This window comes from Phytopseudomonas argentinensis (assembly GCF_900113905.1).
Lineage (GTDB): Bacteria > Pseudomonadota > Gammaproteobacteria > Pseudomonadales > Pseudomonadaceae > Aquipseudomonas > Aquipseudomonas argentinensis.
Genome location: NZ_FORC01000002.1, coordinates 325973 through 343814, shown reverse-complemented (window position 1 = coordinate 343814; position 17842 = coordinate 325973). Strand labels below are relative to the sequence as shown.

19 protein-coding genes are annotated in these 17842 nt (G+C 64.3%); 6 read left to right on the top strand and 13 right to left on the bottom strand.

Annotated features, from left to right (window positions below):
* Window positions 1-162: 162 nt before the first annotated feature.
* From BM154_RS10080 to BM154_RS10075, 3 genes are read right to left on the bottom strand one after another with little or no spacing between them, the layout of a single operon-like run.
* Window positions 163-918 carry an SDR family NAD(P)-dependent oxidoreductase gene (locus tag BM154_RS10080; protein WP_074882830.1) on the bottom strand — a complete coding sequence of 252 codons (756 nt, stop codon included), beginning with the start codon at window positions 916-918 and terminating at the stop codon, window positions 163-165.
* Window positions 919-922: 4 nt separating this feature from the next.
* Window positions 923-1105: a hypothetical protein gene (locus tag BM154_RS24285; protein ID WP_170286252.1), complete on the bottom strand. Its 183-nt coding sequence runs from the start codon at window positions 1103-1105 to the stop codon at window positions 923-925.
* A gap of 9 nt (window positions 1106-1114) precedes the next feature.
* Complete coding sequence (locus BM154_RS10075) at window positions 1115-1891, bottom strand: SDR family NAD(P)-dependent oxidoreductase (protein WP_074882828.1); 777 nt, start codon at window positions 1889-1891, stop codon at window positions 1115-1117.
* Between the two features lie 92 nt (window positions 1892-1983).
* On the opposite strand from BM154_RS10075, the gene BM154_RS10070 reads away from it, so the two are divergent.
* Window positions 1984-2886, top strand: a complete 903-nt coding sequence (locus tag BM154_RS10070) for a LysR family transcriptional regulator (protein ID WP_074882826.1) — start codon at window positions 1984-1986, stop codon at window positions 2884-2886.
* A gap of 6 nt (window positions 2887-2892) precedes the next feature.
* On the opposite strand, the gene BM154_RS10065 is transcribed toward BM154_RS10070, so the two are convergent.
* The 3 genes from BM154_RS10065 to BM154_RS10055 all read right to left on the bottom strand — a co-directional run bounded on the left by BM154_RS10065 (window position 2893) and on the right by BM154_RS10055 (window position 5714).
* Window positions 2893-3495 carry a hypothetical protein gene (locus BM154_RS10065; RefSeq protein ID WP_208609430.1) on the bottom strand — a complete coding sequence of 201 codons (603 nt, stop codon included), beginning with the start codon at window positions 3493-3495 and terminating at the stop codon, window positions 2893-2895.
* Between the two features lie 109 nt (window positions 3496-3604).
* The gene (locus BM154_RS10060) at window positions 3605-5188 is read right to left on the bottom strand and encodes a sensor domain-containing diguanylate cyclase (RefSeq protein ID WP_074882822.1); all 1584 of its coding nucleotides are present in this window, start codon (window positions 5186-5188) and stop codon (window positions 3605-3607) included.
* A 163-nt stretch (window positions 5189-5351) separates the two neighbouring features.
* Entirely contained in the window at window positions 5352-5714 is a 363-nt protein-coding gene (locus BM154_RS10055) for a hypothetical protein (RefSeq protein WP_074882820.1), read from the bottom strand.
* Window positions 5715-5980: 266 nt separating this feature from the next.
* Here BM154_RS10055 and BM154_RS10050 point away from each other — a divergent pair, with 266 nt between their 5' ends.
* Window positions 5981-7228, top strand: a complete 1248-nt coding sequence (locus BM154_RS10050) for an MFS transporter (RefSeq protein ID WP_074882819.1) — start codon at window positions 5981-5983, stop codon at window positions 7226-7228.
* Here BM154_RS10050 and BM154_RS10045 read toward each other — a convergent pair.
* Entirely contained in the window at window positions 7225-7701 is a 477-nt protein-coding gene (locus BM154_RS10045; protein ID WP_074882818.1) for a GNAT family N-acetyltransferase, read from the bottom strand. The two genes, BM154_RS10050 and BM154_RS10045, sit on opposite strands and share 4 nt — an antisense overlap.
* 179 nt (window positions 7702-7880) lie before the next feature.
* On the opposite strand from BM154_RS10045, the gene BM154_RS10040 reads away from it, so the two are divergent.
* Entirely contained in the window at window positions 7881-10073 is a 2193-nt protein-coding gene (locus BM154_RS10040) for a TonB-dependent siderophore receptor (RefSeq protein WP_074882816.1), read from the top strand.
* Between the two features lie 64 nt (window positions 10074-10137).
* On the opposite strand, the gene BM154_RS10035 is transcribed toward BM154_RS10040, so the two are convergent.
* Window positions 10138-11718, bottom strand: a complete 1581-nt coding sequence (locus BM154_RS10035) for a YdgA family protein (RefSeq protein ID WP_074882813.1) — start codon at window positions 11716-11718, stop codon at window positions 10138-10140.
* Window positions 11719-12028: 310 nt separating this feature from the next.
* On the opposite strand from BM154_RS10035, the gene BM154_RS10030 reads away from it, so the two are divergent.
* Together BM154_RS10030 and BM154_RS10025 are read left to right on the top strand one after the other, a co-directional pair.
* Window positions 12029-12247, top strand: coding sequence for a hypothetical protein (locus tag BM154_RS10030; protein WP_139225429.1), 219 nt, complete (start codon window positions 12029-12031; stop codon window positions 12245-12247).
* 217 nt (window positions 12248-12464) lie between these two features.
* The gene (locus BM154_RS10025) at window positions 12465-12929 is read left to right on the top strand and encodes a hypothetical protein (RefSeq protein WP_074882810.1); all 465 of its coding nucleotides are present in this window, start codon (window positions 12465-12467) and stop codon (window positions 12927-12929) included.
* Window positions 12930-13010: 81 nt separating this feature from the next.
* On the opposite strand, the gene BM154_RS10020 is transcribed toward BM154_RS10025, so the two are convergent.
* The 3 genes from BM154_RS10020 to BM154_RS10010 all read right to left on the bottom strand — a co-directional run bounded on the left by BM154_RS10020 (window position 13011) and on the right by BM154_RS10010 (window position 15498).
* Complete coding sequence (locus BM154_RS10020) at window positions 13011-14105, bottom strand: lipase family protein (RefSeq protein WP_074882807.1); 1095 nt, start codon at window positions 14103-14105, stop codon at window positions 13011-13013.
* Window positions 14102-15094 (bottom strand): hypothetical protein, encoded by a 993-nt coding sequence (locus tag BM154_RS10015; RefSeq protein ID WP_074882805.1) that lies wholly within the window; start codon window positions 15092-15094, stop codon window positions 14102-14104. Before BM154_RS10015 ends, BM154_RS10020 begins: the two co-directional genes overlap by 4 nt.
* Window positions 15095-15204: 110 nt before the next feature.
* Window positions 15205-15498, bottom strand: a complete 294-nt coding sequence (locus BM154_RS10010; protein ID WP_074882803.1) for a hypothetical protein — start codon at window positions 15496-15498, stop codon at window positions 15205-15207.
* Window positions 15499-15643: 145 nt separating this feature from the next.
* Here BM154_RS10010 and BM154_RS10005 point away from each other — a divergent pair, with 145 nt between their 5' ends.
* Complete coding sequence (locus BM154_RS10005) at window positions 15644-16744, top strand: oxidoreductase (protein WP_074882801.1); 1101 nt, start codon at window positions 15644-15646, stop codon at window positions 16742-16744.
* Window positions 16745-16823: 79 nt separating this feature from the next.
* Here BM154_RS10005 and BM154_RS10000 read toward each other — a convergent pair whose 3' ends face one another.
* Entirely contained in the window at window positions 16824-17363 is a 540-nt protein-coding gene (locus BM154_RS10000) for a thioesterase family protein (RefSeq protein WP_074882799.1), read from the bottom strand.
* Between the two features lie 113 nt (window positions 17364-17476).
* Window positions 17477-17776, bottom strand: a complete 300-nt coding sequence (locus BM154_RS09995; RefSeq protein ID WP_074882796.1) for a PHP domain-containing protein — start codon at window positions 17774-17776, stop codon at window positions 17477-17479.
* Window positions 17777-17842: the final 66 nt, after the last annotated feature.

Genomic DNA, 17842 nt, shown 5'->3' with positions numbered 1-17842 from the left:
TGAAAAACTACCTACGTTGCCATTGCTGCGTTAAAAACAGCCTCGATTGCGAGCCCAGTCAAAATGCTCATGTACAGCTCGTACACTCCGCTTTTTCGGCTGTTTTTGTGGGGCCGCCCAGGCCTTGCACTGGCTGCCTCGCCCACGTTTTTCAATGGCCTGTCAGTTGCCGGCCGACACACCGCAGTCGATGGCCAGGTCGGCGCCGGTGATCGACCGCGCACCGCTCTGGCACAGAAAGAACGCCAGGTCGGCCACTTCGCCGGGCTGGATAAAGCGCGCCGCCTCGCCTTGCGGGTACTTGGCCAGCAGCTCCTGGTAATAGGCGGCGGTGTCGCCATTGCCGTAGCGCTCGGCCTGGAACCTGAGCATCGGGGTCTGCACATCGCCCGGAGACAGGCTGTTGCAGCGCACCCCATCGGGGGCCAGGTCCAGTGCCAGGGCCTTGGTCATGAGGGTCACCGCGCCCTTGCTGGCGCAGTAGGCAGCGGCATTGCGGTTGCCCTGGCGGCCGGCGTCACTGGAGATGTTGACGATGGCGCCCTTGCTCTGACGCAGCGCCGGGATGCTGGCCGAGCACATGAAGAAGGTGGCCTTGAGGTTGACGTCCAGCACGATGTCAAAGTCCTCTTCGCTGAACGACTCCACCGGCCCTTCGCGCCATACCCCGGCACAGTTGATCAGGGCGTCCAGGCGGCCGCGGCTGGCCAGCAGCGCGGCGACCACCTCGCGGCAGGCATCGGGCTTGCGGATGTCCGCAGCCTGGGCGCCGGCAAGCTTGCCCTCGGCTTGCAGGGCGGCGAGTGCGCTGGCGTCCAGGTCGGTGCCGAACACCGCCCAGCCGCCCGCTGCGAAACGCTCGCACATGGCCTGGCCGATACCGCCCAGAGCACCGGTAATCAGAACGACAGGTTGCATCGGTTCACTCCTCGGCCCGCAGGCCGCTTGAGAGGTAAAAAGGAAGGGCTGGCAGCAGGCCGTGTGAATACGTGGCGAGCGAAGGGCAGGCAAGGCGAAAATCGGCGAAAAAGCGCAGTTTACGAGCTGTAAATGAGCATTTTGAGCCGGTTTTTAACGCCGCCTGACCGAGCGCAGTAGTTTTCACACGGCCTGCTCAGGGCGCCTTGTTCTCGATCAAACTGTTACCGCCATCAATCACCAGCGTTTCACCGGTGATGTAGCTGGCTTCGGGAGACGCCAGGAAAGCCACCGCAGCGGCGACTTCTTCGGGATGGCCGGCGCGCCCCACCGGCACGTAGGCAGCGGCACGTACTTCTTCCGGCAGGCTGGCTGCAGTGGCAATCCAGCCCGGCGCGACGGAGTTCACGGTGATGCCCTGCCCGGCCACTTCCAGGGCCAGCGACAGGTTGAGGCCGACCATCCCGGCCTTGGCCGCGCTGTAGCCGGCCTCCCCGGGGTTGCCGACGCGGGTGCCGGTCACCGAGCTGACGTGCACCACGCGGCCATAACCGCGCTGTTGCATGCCCGGTAGCACGGCACGGGTAAGCAGGAAGGCGGTGGTCAGGTTGCGGGAAATGGAGAGATTCCAGACATCGAGGCTCATCTTCGAGACTTCGACGAAGGGCTCGGGGCTGCCCTGCAGGGCCATACCGGCGTTGTTGACGAGGATGTCGATGCGCCCCCAGAGTGCCTCGGCCCAATCGGCGAAAGCCTGAGTCTGCGCTTCGTCGGTGAGGTCCACCGCACAGCCTTCGGCTTCGAAACCAGCGGCGCGCAACTCGGCCACCCGGTAGGCGATGCGCGCACTGCTTGCGGTGACGATCAGCTTCACGCCAGCGGCGCCGAGCCGACGCGCGATAGCCATGCCGATGCCGCTCTCGCTACCGGCACCACTGACCAACGCGACCTGACCTGCGATTGCCTTGAACATACCCACCTCATGCACACGGGTTGCGATGGGCTGGATGCTAGGCGCATAAATCTGATACAAAAAGACAACTGTTATCAGGAAAACTGACAATCATGGTTTTCACCAGTGAATCGCTGCGGGTGTTTCTCGCCGTTATCGACCATGGCTCGTTTTCCGCGGCCGCTCGCGCCCTGGGCCGGGTGCCCTCGGCGGTGAACATGGCGGTATCCCAGCTGGAGGCCGAGCTCGACCTGATCCTTTTCGATCGTTCTACCCGCAAGGCACTGCCCACGCCGGCTGCCCGCGCCCTGGAGCCCCAGGCCCGGCAGGTGGCCAGCCAGTTGAACCTGCTCGATGCCCACGCCCTGCAGCTGCACAAGGGCCTGGAGCGGCGCCTGGTGCTGGCCATGGCGCCGGAGCTGCAGACCGGCGCCTGGAGCCGGCCACTGACCACCCTGGCACGGGAATTTCCGACCCTGGAAATCGAGATCCGCTCGGCCGCGCAGACCGATGCGGTGCGCATGATTCATGACGGCAGTGCGCACGTGGCGCTGATGTTCGAGCGTCCCGGCATCGACGAACGCGAAGCCTTTGCCGAGGCCGGTAGCCAGCTGCTCACCGCGGTGGCGGCGCCGGGCTACCCATTCGACAGTGAAGGCAAACGGCTGGACGCTGGGCAGATGGCCGATACCCGCCAGATCGTGGTGGCCAGTGACGACCCCAAGGCCTCGGAGCCGCAGATCGTGCTCTCCCACCGGGTGTGGCTGACCGATAGCTACATGGCCACCCTCGGCCTGGTGCAGGCCGGCATGGGCTGGGCCTACCTGCCCCATCCACTGGTGCAGCCGATGATCGACTCAGGGGTGCTGGCGGCGGTGAAGTTCGACAACATGGCCAGCCAGATCCGCCTGTGGGTCGATGTGATCTGGTACAAGAGCCGCCCGCTGGGCCTTGGCGCGCGCCGCTACCTGCAGCTGCTGCGCGAGCAGGTCGAGGCGGGGCCGGCGCGCTCCTGACGGCCTCTAGCGAGGCAGGCGACCGCCAGCCACTGGTGAGCGCCGCCGGCTGCAACCGGGCCTCGGCGCCCCCTGCCGGGCGCGCAGCAGCGGCGCAGCGCTTGCATCGGGCAGCCAGCCGAGCTGCTGCTCCAGTGCCTCGCGTAGCGCCGTGGCCACGAAGCGCGGGGTAGCCCGCACATAGAGCTCGGCGTGACGCCGGCGATCCTCCGACAAAGTTTGCAGGTATTGCAGGGCCTGCGCGACACCCGGGATGCGCCCATTTTCCCCGGCGAAACGTGGCGGCAGCGCTGTCCACACCACGCCATCCAGGCCCTGGGCCCGAGCCCAGAGGGCAATCGTCTCGGCATACGCAAGCCGTGGGTCAGCAGCGACACCCCGCATCACGCCACCGATCGAGCGTGGCTGGGAAGACGGGATCTTTTCACGCTGGCGCAGCAGCTCGCGGGCGCAGGCCATCGAATCGGTACGTAGCAGTGACCACATTACCCGGCTCATCGGGGCGGTACTGCAGATCACGGTCGCCAGCTCGCCACCGTCCGACTCGCGGGCGAAGTCGATAGGCAGGTCGGGGCCATCACGGCGCCAGTGGGCGTCAACCGGCAGCACACCAGGTTTCCAGATCAGCGATCCCCATCCCAGACAGGCAATTCTCATAAGCCTCGAGCTCAGCGCAGCCGACAGATGCTGAATCTGACACGCCCCCGCGCGGCGCTGTTCAAGGCATCTCGGCCAGTTGCCCGGTGTCTGAATGTTGCCGCGCCGCCAGCACCACGCGGTTGCGGCCGCCGCCCTTGGCTGCGTAGAGCGCCCTGTCGGCGGCCGCCACCATGGCCTCGGCATCGTCGAAGTCCACACCAGGTACCCCGGCAACCACGCCGATGCTCACGGTGACCTGGTCGTAGGCCGACTGGCGGTGTTCGATGCCCAGGCCCTGCACCGCTTCACGCACCTGTTCGGCCATGGTCAGTGCCTGCTCGGCTGCCACGTCAGGCAGCACGATGGCCATTTCCTCGCCGCCGTAGCGGGCCACCAGGTCGCCCTCGCGGCGCACCCGCGCACGCATCGCCTTGCAGATTTCGATCAGTGCCTGATCACCCCGCAGGTGCCCGTAGGCATCGTTGTAACCCTTGAAAAAGTCGACATCGACCAAGGCGAAGGCCAGCGGCATGGCCTCGTTCCGGGCACGGCGAAAGGCGCTCGCCAGATAGTCGTCGAGGTGCCGGCGATTGGCCAGGCCGGTCAGGCCGTCTTCCGTGGCGAGGGTTCTCAGGGTGGAGTTGGCGCTGGCCAGCGACTGGTGCGCCGCACGCAGTTCGATCGCCATCGCGGACTGCTTGCCCAGTGCGCGCAACACCAGCATGCCCATGATGGCCACACCCAGCACTGCCGCCAGGGCAAAGCCCCCTATCGCCCAGGCACGCTGCTGCCAGGCAGCCAGTGCCTCCTGCTCGGGCATTGCCACCGCCACCAGCACCGGGTACTTGGGGCTGGCGTCGAAGCCGTAGATGCGCCGCACGCCGTCGACGATGGCAGTGAGGGTGACCGCGCCCTTGGGCGTTCCCTGGTTGATGGCCTGGAGCATCGGGCTCTGGGAAATATTGGTCAGGTAGGTCTGCGCATTGCTCTCGGAACGGGCGAGGATGGTGCCGTCGCGCTTGGCCAGCACCACGATGCCCTGCTCGCCGAGCGGCAGCGAACGATACAGGCCGCTGAAGCGCTCGACGTTGAGCGTGGCCAGGGCAACCCCCTGAAAGCTGCCATCGTCGCCATAGATACCCCTCGACAGGGTAATGACCCACTGTCCGGTAGTCTTGCCCTTGATCGGCTGACCGATGTACAGCCCGTCGTCCGGCCCCTGGCGGTGGTGCTGGAAATAGCGGCGATCGGCATTGTTGAGCGTATGCGGGTTGGCATTGGTGGCGAGAAAGTACTGCCCCTGGGCATCGGACATGTACAGACCATCGAGCTCGCCCAGTTCGCGTATCTGGGTTCTGGCCACCTGATTCAATTCGCCAATATTAGCCGCGCCGTGCCCGCCGGAGCGGTGCATGGAAATCAGTGCGGTCAGCACGGTATCGGCGATACGAAAGGTCGACTCGGCCTGGCCGTTGAGCGCCGCTGCCAGGGTCTGCATGGCCTCGGTACTCTTTGCCACGGCCTGGGACCTGTCCCAACGCACGTGCAAGGCGGTCGACAGCAGCAGCACGCCGCACATGAAAATCACTGCCGCGATCACCAGGCGTCGGGGGTTGCCAGTCGCCAAAGGCAGGTCGAACTGGCGTCGACCGGTATCATGCACGTCCGTCGTTCTCTGTTTGCCGTCGTGCCATCACATCACCCCCGTTGCTCCGCATGCGCTCGCGACACTGATCTGTGCACAGGAAAATCCGCCGCCAAGCCGCGCGCACAGCGTACGCCCAGATAAGCGCAACGCCCAGCCCGACAGGCGAGCAATTCCACCTTCAACTGGGGGCTGAAAGATGGGCTGCGCCACCTTCGCGCTGGAGGGCATCGAACCAGTCAGCGTAGGGGCTGTTGCCGACCAGGCGGCGGTTATAGTCCGGCGCGCCATCGTCCCACCACACCGGCCCTCGCTCACCCAGCGCGACCTTGGCGGCCTGCACTTGGGTTCGCGCCAGCCTGAGCGCGTCGCTGTCGTCCGCGGCCTTGGCAGCCTTCACCTGACGCCGGGCAGTCATGAGTGAGTCGACCAGTGCCTGGCGCTGCGAATCGCCCAGCGCGGGATTGGACAAGCGCCACAGCCTGCCCCTGACGATCAGATAACGACCATCGGGCGTGCGCAACGGCGCCGCTGGGGCGCTCATCGGCCAGCCAATGCGCCGCTACGGATTACGCATGCGCCGTACCGACGACGTGCTCGCTGCTGACTGTTTTCGTTGTGCATGGGCCCTCGCCGCTGATGGATGGCTGTGCAACAGTCGCCCGGCGCGGCGGCGCGTAAGTTTAACCCCTTGCCGAATCAGGCGAGACAGGCGCGGCCGGCGCCCGTAAGCTTGGCGCCCTGTCCCGCCATCTGGCCGGGCTGGCACCCGGATGCCAGCAGGCCCGCCAGCCACTCGAAGCCTTGCGTATGAAAACCACCACACCCCAACTCGATACTGCCGCCCCGTCCGCCCAGCCCCATGGCTTTCTGCTGCCGGTGGTGGGCGCCGCCGCGTTCTCGCACCTGCTCAACGACCTGATTCAGGCGGTAATGCCGGCCGTCTACCCCATGCTCAAGACCCAGTTCTCGCTGAGCTTCGCGCAGATCGGCTGGATCGGCCTGGTCTACCAGATCACCGCCTCGCTGCTGCAACCCTGGATCGGCATGTACACCGACAAGCACCCCAAGCCCTACCTGCTGCCCTCGGGCATGCTGATGACCTTTATCGGCATCGCCCTGCTGGCCTTCGCCAACAGCTACGAGATGCTGTTGCTGTCGGCGGCGGTAGTCGGCGTGGGTTCGGCGACCTTTCACCCCGAGGCTTCGCGTATCGCGCGGATGGCCTCCGGCGGGCGTTTCGGTACCGCGCAGTCGACCTTTCAGGTCGGCGGCAACTCGGGCTCGGCCCTGGGCCCGCTGCTGGCCGCCGCCATCGTCATTCCCTACGGCCAGCACGCCATCGCCTGGTTCATGCTCGCCGCCGCCCTGGCGATCTTCGTGCTCTGCCGCCTCACCGTCTGGAGCGTCCATCACGGCCAGGCGAAGCTGAAAAGCCTGGCCACCAACCAGGCGGCTGGTCTGGATCGCGCCCAGGTGATCCAGGCGATCGCGGTGATCTGCGTGCTGATGTTCGCCAAGTTCGTGTACATCGCCGCGTTCACCAACTTCTTCACTTTCTACCTGATCGAGCGCTTCGCCATGAGCGTTCAGCAGAGCCAGATCTACCTGTTCATCTTTCTCGCCGCGGTGGCGCTCGGCACCTTCGCCGGCGGCCCGGTGGGCGACCGCATCGGCCGCAAGGCAGTGATCTGGATATCCTTCATGGGCGTGGCGCCCTTCGCCCTGGCCCTGCCCTATGTTGGCGCCACGGCGACGGCGGTGCTGGCGATCATGATCGGCCTGGTGATGTCCTCGGCGTTCGCGGCCCTGGTGGTTTACGCCCAGGAAGCGGTGCCCGGGCGCGTCGGCATGGTGTCCGGGCTGATGTTCGGCCTGATGTTCGGCATCGGCGGTATCGGCGCTGCCGGGCTCGGCGAGCTGGCCGACGTGCACGGCATCGTCTGGGTCTACCACCTGGTGTCGTTCCTGCCATTGCTGGGCCTGGCCACCGCGATGCTGCCGCGCACCCGGCCGCTCAAACCGCAGGCGCCAGCGCCGACATCCGCAAGCCGCTAAACCGCTGCCTGCCGTTCATAGCGCAGGTAGCCGTGGGCATTGGCCCCGACTTCAGCGAACCCGGCCCGCTCGTAGAGCCGCCGGGCCGGGTTATCGCTGCGCACGTGCAGGCTCAGGGCAGTGAACCCCGCCTGCCTCGCCTCCGCGACATAGGCATCGACCAGCACCTGGCCGATCCCCCTTCGCCGGTATGCCTGGCTGACATGCAGGGTGCACAGCTCCGCCTCCCCCTGCTCATCGCTCCATAGCGAATAACCGACGAGCTGGTCCTCGACACAGGCGACGATCAGTCGCTCGAAGTTCTCGACCCACTGTAAAAGGTTCTGCTCGGCAGCCATCTGCCAGGCGTGTTCGTGCTGCGGCTCCCATTGGCGGATATAACCCAGCTCGCCGCGGTAGATGGCCGGTAAATCAGTGACCCGCGCGGGCCTCAGCACAGGTTTCGAATCGCCGCCCGTGGGTCCGACATTCATTTTTCTGCCTCCTTTCAATACGCCGGCTAGCTGGCGCTTGTTGTTTCCTGACCGTTAACCCCTTGATCAGTCGAATAAATTGGCATGACACGCTTTGTCCTTCCGACAAATTATGGAGATATAATAATAATGATTATCACAATCATAACGCCCACCAATCGACTATCAGGAGCTCTTCCATGTCGCGCCTCACGCCACCTCGCTGCCTTGCTGCGCCCCGCAATCATCTGGCTCTGGCCATCTGCATGGCCACCATGACCCCGGCCCTGGCCCAACAGGGCGAGGCGCATCAAAGCGCGGCGGGCAACGTGCTGGAACTGGGCGCCACCGAAATCACCAACACCCAGTTGGGCAGCACCACCGAAGGCTCGCGTTCCTACACCACAGGCGCCATGTCCACCGCCACCAAGCTGCCCATGACCATGCGTGAAACACCTCAGGCGGTAACCGTGATCACGCGCCAGCGCATGGATGACATGGGCATGACCAGCATCAATGACGCCATTGATGCCACCCCCGGGGTATTTCTCAGCTACGCCAGCGGCCCCGGCCGCCAAACCTATTACGCCCGCGGTTTCGAGATCGACAACCTGATGTATGACGGCATTCCCAGCGGCTACAACGGCGTGAATGTGGGCGTGCAACCGAACCTGGCGATGTTCGACCGGGTGGAGATCGTGCGTGGCGCCACCGGCCTGGTCACCGGTGCAGGCAACCCCTCGGCAGCGGTCAATATGGTGCGCAAGCGTCCGCTAGGCGATCAGCGCGTCACCCTCACCGGCGCAGCCGGTAGCTGGGACGATTACCGTGGCGAGGTCGACGCCTCCAGCCCGCTCAACGAAAGCGGTACCCTGCGCGGCCGGGTAGTGACCTCCTACCGCGATGCCAACAGCTACATCGATGGTGCCGAGGAGGATCATGGCCTGCTTTACGCCATCACCGAGGCGGATCTGAGCGACGACACCACCCTGGCCGTCGGCTTTTCCCATCAGAAGGACAAGACCAACAATTTCTGGGGCGCCTCGCTGGTAGGCCTCGACGGTCGTCACCAGGATCTGCCGCGCTCCTACAACCCGGGCACCGATTGGGAAAACAAGGAGCAGGAAACCAACACGCTGTTCGCCGAATTGCGTCATCAGTTGGCCAATGATTGGAAGCTGCAGTTCAACGGCAGTTATGCCAAGCAGAATGCGTTGTTTTCAGGCTCTTACCAGTCTCGTTTCAAGGCAGATAGGCGCCTAGAACGAACCGTTTACCAAACAAAGAATGATGAGCGGCAGACAGGTCTGGACGCTTTCGCCAGTGGCCCTTTTCAAGCATTTGGGCGAACTCATGAACTGGTCATCGGTGCGAGCAAACGCATCTACGACATGACCAGCGACGACTATGATCCGTACAACTTTTCTTCCTGGCCGGTCGATGGCGGCAAACCGGATTTCACGCGTATCTCCAGTTCACGCGCGGTAACCAGTCAGGATGGCGTCTACATGACCACTCGCCTGAGCCTGGCCGACCCGCTGAAGCTGATCCTCGGCGGGCGCCTGGATTGGTACGATTATGACGACAAGGAAAGCTCGGAGGCCGACTACAAGGTCACCCGCAACGTCACACGCTACGCCGGGCTGATCTATGACCTGGATGACCATCACTCGGTCTACGTCAGCTATAGCGATATCTTTACACCGCAGAGCAACAAGGACACTTCCGGAAGCCCAATCAAACCGATCGTCGGCAAGAACTACGAGGTGGGGATCAAGGGGGAATACTTCGACGGCGCTTTGAACGCCAGCGCGGCACTGTTTCGTATCGATCAGGAAAACCGCGCCGTCAACGTGACCGGTGCCGACCGTCTGAACTGCTCCGATCAACAAAACTGCAGCGTGGCGTCAGGCGAAGTCCGCAGCCAGGGCATCGATCTGGAACTGCAAGGCGCGCTGACCGAAAACTGGCAGCTCGGAGCAGGCTATACCTACGCCCGCGTGCACACCTTGAAGGATGCCGCCAACCCGCAGAACGAGAACCAGCGCTTCGATACCGATATGCCGGAGCACCTGTTCAAGCTTTCCACCGTCTACCGCTTCCAAGGGCCACTGGAGAAGCTGCGAGTGGGCGGCAACCTGTCCTGGCAGAGCCGAATGTACAACGACATACCGCTGGACGGCGGCAGCAGCTACCGCCTCAAGCAAGGCGCCTACGCACTCACCAGCCTGATGGCAGGCTATGCGGTGAACGAGAACCTGGACCTGCAGCTCAATGCCAACAACGTCTTCGACAAAAAATATTATTCGTCGATTTCCACCTCCACGCAGTACGGCGGCGACACCTACGGTGCCCCACGCAACCTGATGCTGACCGCCAAGTACAGCTTCTAAGTCCAAACCTCACCCACAAAAAAGCCAGTCCTTCGACTGGCTTTCTTGCACCCACGCGACTGGATCACTCGGCCTGATCGGGCGCCTGCGTCTCGGCGCCGTCGTCGTAGCCACCGAGGTCTTGCGGCGCATCATCGCCGTAGGCCGACGCATCATCACCCAGACCACCGCCCATGCCGCCGGTCTTGGACATCACCAGCGTGACGAACTCCTCGACGCTCATGTCCTGGCCGTTGAAGGTCACCTTGTTGTCGGCGTAGTGCAGGGTCGATTGCAGGGTCTCGCCTTTCAGGGTCAGCAGGCCGGTGCCGAGCGCCATGCCGCTGCCCATCTCGGTCATCATCGCCGCCTGCTGCTCGATGGCCTGGGCGTCGGTGACGCCCTCGACCATGGCCTGGATGCGCACGCCATCGCCGATCACCGCCTTGGCGACCGTCAGTTTGGCATCCAGCTTGCCGATCAGCTGGCGGGCCAGCTCGTCAGGCGGCAGCTCGAAGGATTCGGGCTTGTCCATGTCCACCGCTACGCGCAGCGAGGCCTGGCCATGGGGTGTGGTGAGGGTGAAGTTGTCCAGCGCCAGCTGGGGTTTGCCAGCCAGCAGCTTCTCCAGGTCGGCCTTCATGCGTGCCTCCTCGTCGGCGGAGAAGTCGAGCTGCGGGGCCTCTTCACCCAGGGCCTGGGCTTGCTGAATGGGCGTCAGCTTGTCCTGGTAGAGCTTGAACAGCGACTGCAGCGCCGTGCTGTCGAAGTTCTTGATGGCCCATAGGGTGCGCAGGCCGCCGATGTCCTTGCCGTCGTAGCTGACCATGCCGAGGTCATAGCCGATCTGCCCGTTGAGCATGCTGCCGCTTTCCTGCAGGCTGCCGACCTGGGCGATGTCCTTGATCAGCACGGCAGGCTTGTCGCCGACCTTGATCTGCGCGGTAGCCAGCTTGATGCTGCTGTCGCCGACGTAGAAATCGGCGCTACCCAGGCGCTGGTCGCTGGTCAGGGTCAGGCCCTGCAAGTCGGCCTGCACCGGCGTGTCCTCGGTGCTGGTGATCGACAGGCTGTCCATGGTGCCGCTGACCTGTACTTCCTTGGCGTGCTTGCTGGCTTCGAAGTCCAGGGTCATGCCGGAGAACTTGACCGTGGAGGTTGGCGACGGCGCAAAATCCAGCGGCGTCAGCACCAGCGAACCGCGGCTGGCACCGTTGTAACCCAGGCTGGCCTGCCCGGTGAGCGGCGCGGCGCCCTTGGCGGCATCGAACCACTTCTGGGTCAGCTCGTTGGGTTCCAGCTGGTAGTTGCTGGCCACCATGACCGGCCACAGATTCAGGCGCATCAGGCGCGACAGCGGCAGCGGGCCGTGCTCGATGTTGTCCAGCAGCAGCACTTCCATATGCCGCGCCTCACCCTCTTCGGACGGCGCGTCGAAGCTGAATTTGTAGCGCGCGGTGCTGGTGAACAGACGGGTCTCCAGCGACACCAGCTCCAGCTTGAAGCTGGCGCCCGTGCCCAGCAGCGCTTCAGCGCCCTGGCGGTTGGATTCCTCGATGAGGTCGTTGAGAACGCCGGGCAACTGGGTGCCGGTGTACCAGGCGCCCGCGGTGCTGAGTGCGCCAACCGCCACCAGACTTACTGCTACTACTGCTAATTTGTTCATCGTCTGCTCGATGCATGTCCATGATGGGATATTCGGCCTTCCTGGCCTGGCGCAAGGTGCGCGGTGCTGCGAAAGGCGGCGGCAATCTTATCACCCCGAAGTTCGAGGCACTGTGAGATCGCTCTCTGTTCCCGCCGTCGCCGACTGTCCGAGGCAACGGAACGGCAGCATGTCAGTCATCGGTTAGCCGCCTGGCACAGGTAACTTGTGCTGAATCCTTGTCGCACTGGCACAGTCATAACTCACCAGTAGGGCGTGGAATGATCTGCGCTCAATGCAGGCCGCGAACGGCCATGACCGAGGTGCGCAAATGGCTACACAGAGTGAGATGGTGCTGGAGCAGGCCATATTGGCCATGTTGGGCGCCTGCATCGATCTGGGCTACGACGTCGACAAGCTGGCGAAGAAGGCTCAGGTGCTGATTCTGGACAACAGCAAGTACAACTACGTCGAGCAGCCTCTGCCCTCGACCCCTCATGAAGCCATCGAACGGGCACTCTCCACGGTGAAGAGCGCACCGCGCCTCTGAGCCTGCCGCGCCCGTGCAGAAAGTGCGCGGCAGCTGGCCTGCCGCGTGGCGAGGCGCGCAGCTCCATCGCTGCACCTGCTGTGAAAGGCTGTGAAATCTCTGCGGATTTGCGAATTGCTGTGAAGCCGGTGCACCACTGCCGATGGTCAGCTGATAGCTTTGTGGCGGAGGTAGTACCAACTGCCGTATGCCATTGAGCCACTGAGGGAGCAGAGCGATGTCCACGTCCGTATCACCTACCGGCGGTAACCCGAATACTCCGAGTTCATCGACTTCCGCGTTCGATGCGAAGTTGGATATCGCACGATCCAGCAAGACGATTGCCGACTACATGCGCCAGAACGGCAGGCAGGCGATCACCAAACAGGAAGTCTCCCAACTGGCCAACGATACCTCGGGCAAGGTGCCAGGTGAGGTCATCGAGGCCGCCAAGTACATGCAGCGTCACCCTGACGTGTTCACCGCCATCGAGACCCACGACGTGGCGGGTGCCGATGACCTGTCCGGGGTCTGGAACTTCGACTGGGCAGCCAGCGGCGGTTTGAAAGGCACGCCCACCGAAGCGATCGCCAAGATGCAGGACACCTTCGACTACGCCATCGCCAAGTCCGCACAGATCACCGAAATCACCACTGCCAGCAAGGCCGAGCTGGACTCGACCAAACAGCGTCCCAGCAACTGATCGCGGCGCCCTGCGCCGGCAACTCTTGCCCGGCGACCTGCGCCTTGAGCGAACGCGGGCTGCTCAGCGGCGCATGGTCGCCTATGGGTCCAGGCGCCGACGCAACCAAGAGAACGGCGCAAGCACGGCGAACAAGGCGTAGGCCATGGCCCGGGTACACAGCCGCGTCAACAAGGGCGCTGGCTGCCAATGGGGCTCGGCCACAAAGGCGCCTGGCGGGTGAAAGTGCGCCAATGGACGGGTCAGAAAGCCATGCCACAGGCCCTGGCGCGAGATCAGCAGGCTGAGGTTTTCGGGAATGAAAAAGCTCGAATGACCGAAGCTGTCGGCCCGTACATTGAGCACCGCCTGGCCCTGATAGCCCACCACGCCGCCCGGCCCCGCGCCGGGAATCGCATACTGCGCATAGGGTACCGCCGCATCCTGGCCGCCCACGTGGTTGAGTACCGCCTCCACACGCCCGTCAGCTACCAGCCGATCCCAGTCGAAATCCGGGCGCACGATGCTCGCCGCCGTGATGATGCGCCCGAAGCGCAGATCCGCGAATGCCGGATCCTCGAGAACCTGCGACAGCAGCAAGGTGCCGAAGCTGTGGGCAATGATGTCAGGCTGCGCCGGGTGCCTGCTCTGGCGTGCCTGCTCGATGGCGATGCGCATGCGCTCACCCAGGCGCCGGGCCAGCCGGCGATGCAGCCAGCGCGCGAACACGTCGATGGTCGCCCAGCCGTACTTGTAGATCAGCACGGGTGCCGAGTAGCTCAGGCGATTGGCGATTTCCCAGCTGAACGCCTCCTGCCATTTGGCTCGGCTGTTCATGCCATGGATGACGATCACCCAGCGGATGTCACGACTGGTCTCGCCGACCAGTCGATAATGCTGCTCACGGGCCGGCGCAACACCCTCATATTTATAATCGGCCTGGCAAAACGGACACAGCGTACTGGCCACGCCAGCCGGAAGCAGCCTGGCACAATCAGGCATCGGGCAGCGCCAGGCGTCGATAGGCGCCGCGGCAGCCGCCTCGACCAGGCCGGCGAGAAAGCGCTGCAGTGCAGGGTCAGTCGGGGCAGCATCGACTGCCCGTGCGAACTGCGCCAACGAGAATTCCAGGTCGACGCCCTGCCCCAGACGCCGGGCGACCTCCGCTTGCCAGCGGTCGTGCTCGGATGGCTTCATGGCGCGCCGTTGTATGACCAAAGCAGTTCGACGATGCGCACGATATCCTCGCGCTTGCATTGCGCCCAGATCCGCAGTCGGCCCTCGCGGCCATACACCTGCACGGCAATGCGCCGGCTGGTACCGTGCTCCTCGGCGGCAAAATGCAGCATGCCCTGGGCCCGGTCGAACTGGCCGGTATCCACTGCCTGCAGCACCACACGCACCGGCTCCACGGCCTCGATGCCGCCCTCGGCCAGGGTCGAGGCCATTTCCACGTAACCCCCGTCGAGCTCGAAGCGGGTGGAGTGCACCCCTTTGCCCTTGCTCGCCGCGACCTTCATGGCCTGGTTGAGCGGGATCGCTTGCAGAGCGGCGGCCCCACAGCCAATCGCAGCCAGTGTCCGGCGCACATCCTCGAAGACCGCCCGGTGATCGATCTCGGGGTTACGGTGAATCAGCACCGCGCAATAGGGATCGGCAAAACGCCACTCGAAACGCACCACGCTGCGATCCAGACGCTGCCGGTAGGCGTCGAAGCGGTAGTGTTCCAGCCCTTCCTGGATGCTGAAATCCTTCGCTTTCCAGCGATTCCAGCCGGCCTTGCCCTGGTGCCAGACCAACGACAGTGCAGTGTCGGACAGCGCGATGTGCTTGAGAGCGAGTGTTTCGGGAAAGTCCAGGCTGGCGCTGGCGTTCAGCGCGTCGGCATGCGGGCTCGCCGCGATACCGGCGGCAAGAGTGGCCACCTCGGTTTGCGGCGGCTCGATCAGATACAGGTGCTGGTCGCCCCAGCCTTCGACCTCAGCCAACCAGGCCTGCAGTTTTTCCTCGGTCAGCTCGTTGGCGTCGATGGCGGCATCCAGGTTGGCGGCGAAGTCTTCCTTGCTCGCCCCGATCCTCGCCGTGGTGCCGCGCAGCAGCTCCTTGATGAAGGCGTTGCCCTGGGCAACGATGACCCGCCGTGCCAATTCCTTGAGCTGCGCTTTGCTCAGCATCTCCGTGCCCATATCCTCTCCTGACGATGCAAAGGCGTTACCCGGGCGGCTGGCACCCGATGCAACATAGCCATACGCCATCATACTGCGAAGCGTGCCGATTGGCTCGACCCGAAGCCAGGTCACCACCCGCGCATGGGGTTGCTCGCTGCCCAGGCGGTCGCGATTTTCGCCGGAGTCACCGTGACCAGCCCGCTTGCTGCGTCGAGCCGGCTGATTTGCTGCTCCACCGTGGCGAGGCCGCATACTGCTTGGGGCGCCGCGGCATCACCAGCTTGCCCACGGAAACCATACGGCCTGATCGTGCTGGTCGGGAGCGGCGGCACAGCGGGTGTGCCGGCGATTATTCGCGGCATGAATAACCCACGCATCAGCTGCGTTGCCGATGTTGTAAACACCCCGGCGGTCGTGTTCATGTGCGCGACGCTCGCTGACGGTCTCCAGCCGCTGCGGACCTAGCGCCGCCGTGCGGCTAAGCAGCCGCATCGTCACAAGCCGGCTTCAGCCTATTTGCAGACCGCTGACCGTGCAGCGGCCACTCAACCCGAAATGGAGTGTTTTATGTCCGACGTCCTGTTCAGCCCCTTCAAACTGAAAAGCCTGGATCTGCCCAACCGTATCGTCATGGCCCCGATGACCCGCGCGATGGCGCCTGAAGGCATACCGGGTGCGCAACATGCCGAGTGCTACCGCCGCCGCGCGGCTGGCGGGGTGGGCCTGATCCTGACCGAAGGCACGGTGATCGACCGTCCGGCCTCGCGCAACATGCCGGGCATTCCGTTCTTCCATGGCGATACCGCGTTGGCCGGCTGGGCCGAAGTGGCCAGTGCCGTGCACGCAGCCGGCGGGCACATCGGGCCGCAGATCTGGCACACCGGTTCGACCCGTTCCCGCGGCGAGTGGGTGCCCGATGCGCCGGTCGAAAGCCCCTCCGGGCTGGTGGCGCCGAATGATCCGCGTGGTGTGGCGATGAGCCTGGAAGACATCGCCGACACCGTGGCCGCCTTTGCCAAGGGCGCTGCCGATGCCAAGCGCCTGGGCTTCGACACGGTGGAGCTGCATGGCGCCCACGGTTACCTGATCGATCAGTTCTTCTGGGCCGGCACCAACACCCGCACCGACGCCTTTGGCGGCGCCACCATCGCCGAACGCTCGCGCTTCGCTGCAGAAGCGGTACGTGCCGTGCGCGCGGCCGTGGGCGCGGATTTCCCGCTGATCCTGCGGGTCAGTCAATGGAAGCAGCAGGACTACGCCGCACGCCTGGCGACCACGCCGCAACAGATGAGCGAGTGGCTGGCGCCGCTGGTCGACGCCGGCGTGGATATCCTGCACTGCTCCCAGCGGCGCTTCTGGGAAGCTGAATTCCCCGACATCGACGGCGCCGATGGGCTCAACTTCGCCGGCTGGGCGAAGAAACTCACTGGTGCAGCGACCATCAGCGTTGGATCGGTCGGGCTCGACGGCGACTTCTTCGGAGCCTTCGGCGGCAAGGGCTCCGGCGCCGCCGTGCTGGACAACCTGCACCAGCGCATGGAGCGCGAGGAGTTCGACCTGATCGCCGTGGGCCGGGTGCTGATTTCCGATGCCCAGTGGGCCGATAAAGTCCGCAACGGTGCGCCGCTGCCGGGATTCGACGCGGCAGACCTCGCTACGCTGGTCTGACTGCACGCTCGCGCGCGCGGCAAGCGATTGCCGTGCGCGCCATCAACGAACCGACTCTTCCTCTGCGTCTGCGCGGCCTTTACTGCTCCTCGGCACGCAGCTGGCCGCTCAGCCGGTCGCAACTGGCAGACCAGTTGGCCAGCCAGTCCGGCAGCGCCGGTGACTGTTGCGCCAGCCCCAGCTCCACGGCGAACTCGCCCGGCGGCACATTGCCTTTTCGGCCGCGGAACAGGCCGCGCATGATGACCACGCCCACTACACGCCCGTCCTTCACGAAGCGGTGCTCGACGAAGCTCCATTTGTGGTCCCAGCCCAGCATGCGGGTATGGATTTCGAAGGTTTCGAAAAGCCTCAGTTCGCGGCGGAACTTGCCCCATACATCACCGACGATGGGCAGCGCACGATGACGCAGCGCGACCCTGAAGGCCCCCGTTCGCAATACGTAATCCATACGGCCGACATCGGAAAGGGTGAAGTAGCGGCCATTGGTGACATGCCGATTCAGATCCAGATCCAGTGGCCAGACGCGCATGCGCACCACGGTGGTCGCGAACGGAGCAACCGAATCGCGCCACGGGCGGCGAAGGAGCATCAGCAAGAGGCGAAACCAGAGATTCACGGGGCGGGCCTGTATCAGCGAAAAGGCGCCACTTTATACGGGGCATGGCAATCCCAGGTAGCTGTGAAACAGCCGTTTACCATGGGATTTAGGCACAACCGAGCTGGGCGGTTTCAGTGCCGCGGCGCGGCGCCCGAATCGTCTCGCAACGAATGGGAGCCTGTCGTCACCGTCTTTCCCCCGAGTTCCTGCAGCCGCTTGACCTGGGCGATGAAGTCCAGCATCACCGCCTGCACGAGCACCCCATTACCCAGCTGCGAGGTGCTCAGATGGCGTTGGCCGAGGCATTGTCCCTCAGTGGAAATCGCTTTGAAGCATATTCCGGTAGGGCCTCTTTCGAGCTCGAGCTGGCAGCCGGTTTCCTTGGTGAATCTGCTGATGTATTTGTCCATAAGCTTGTGAGACAGATACATGCAGAACAGTTCGTATAGTCTTTTGACCGCTCGTCAGAGTGCCCGGGGGCCGGGCACCGCGGGGCC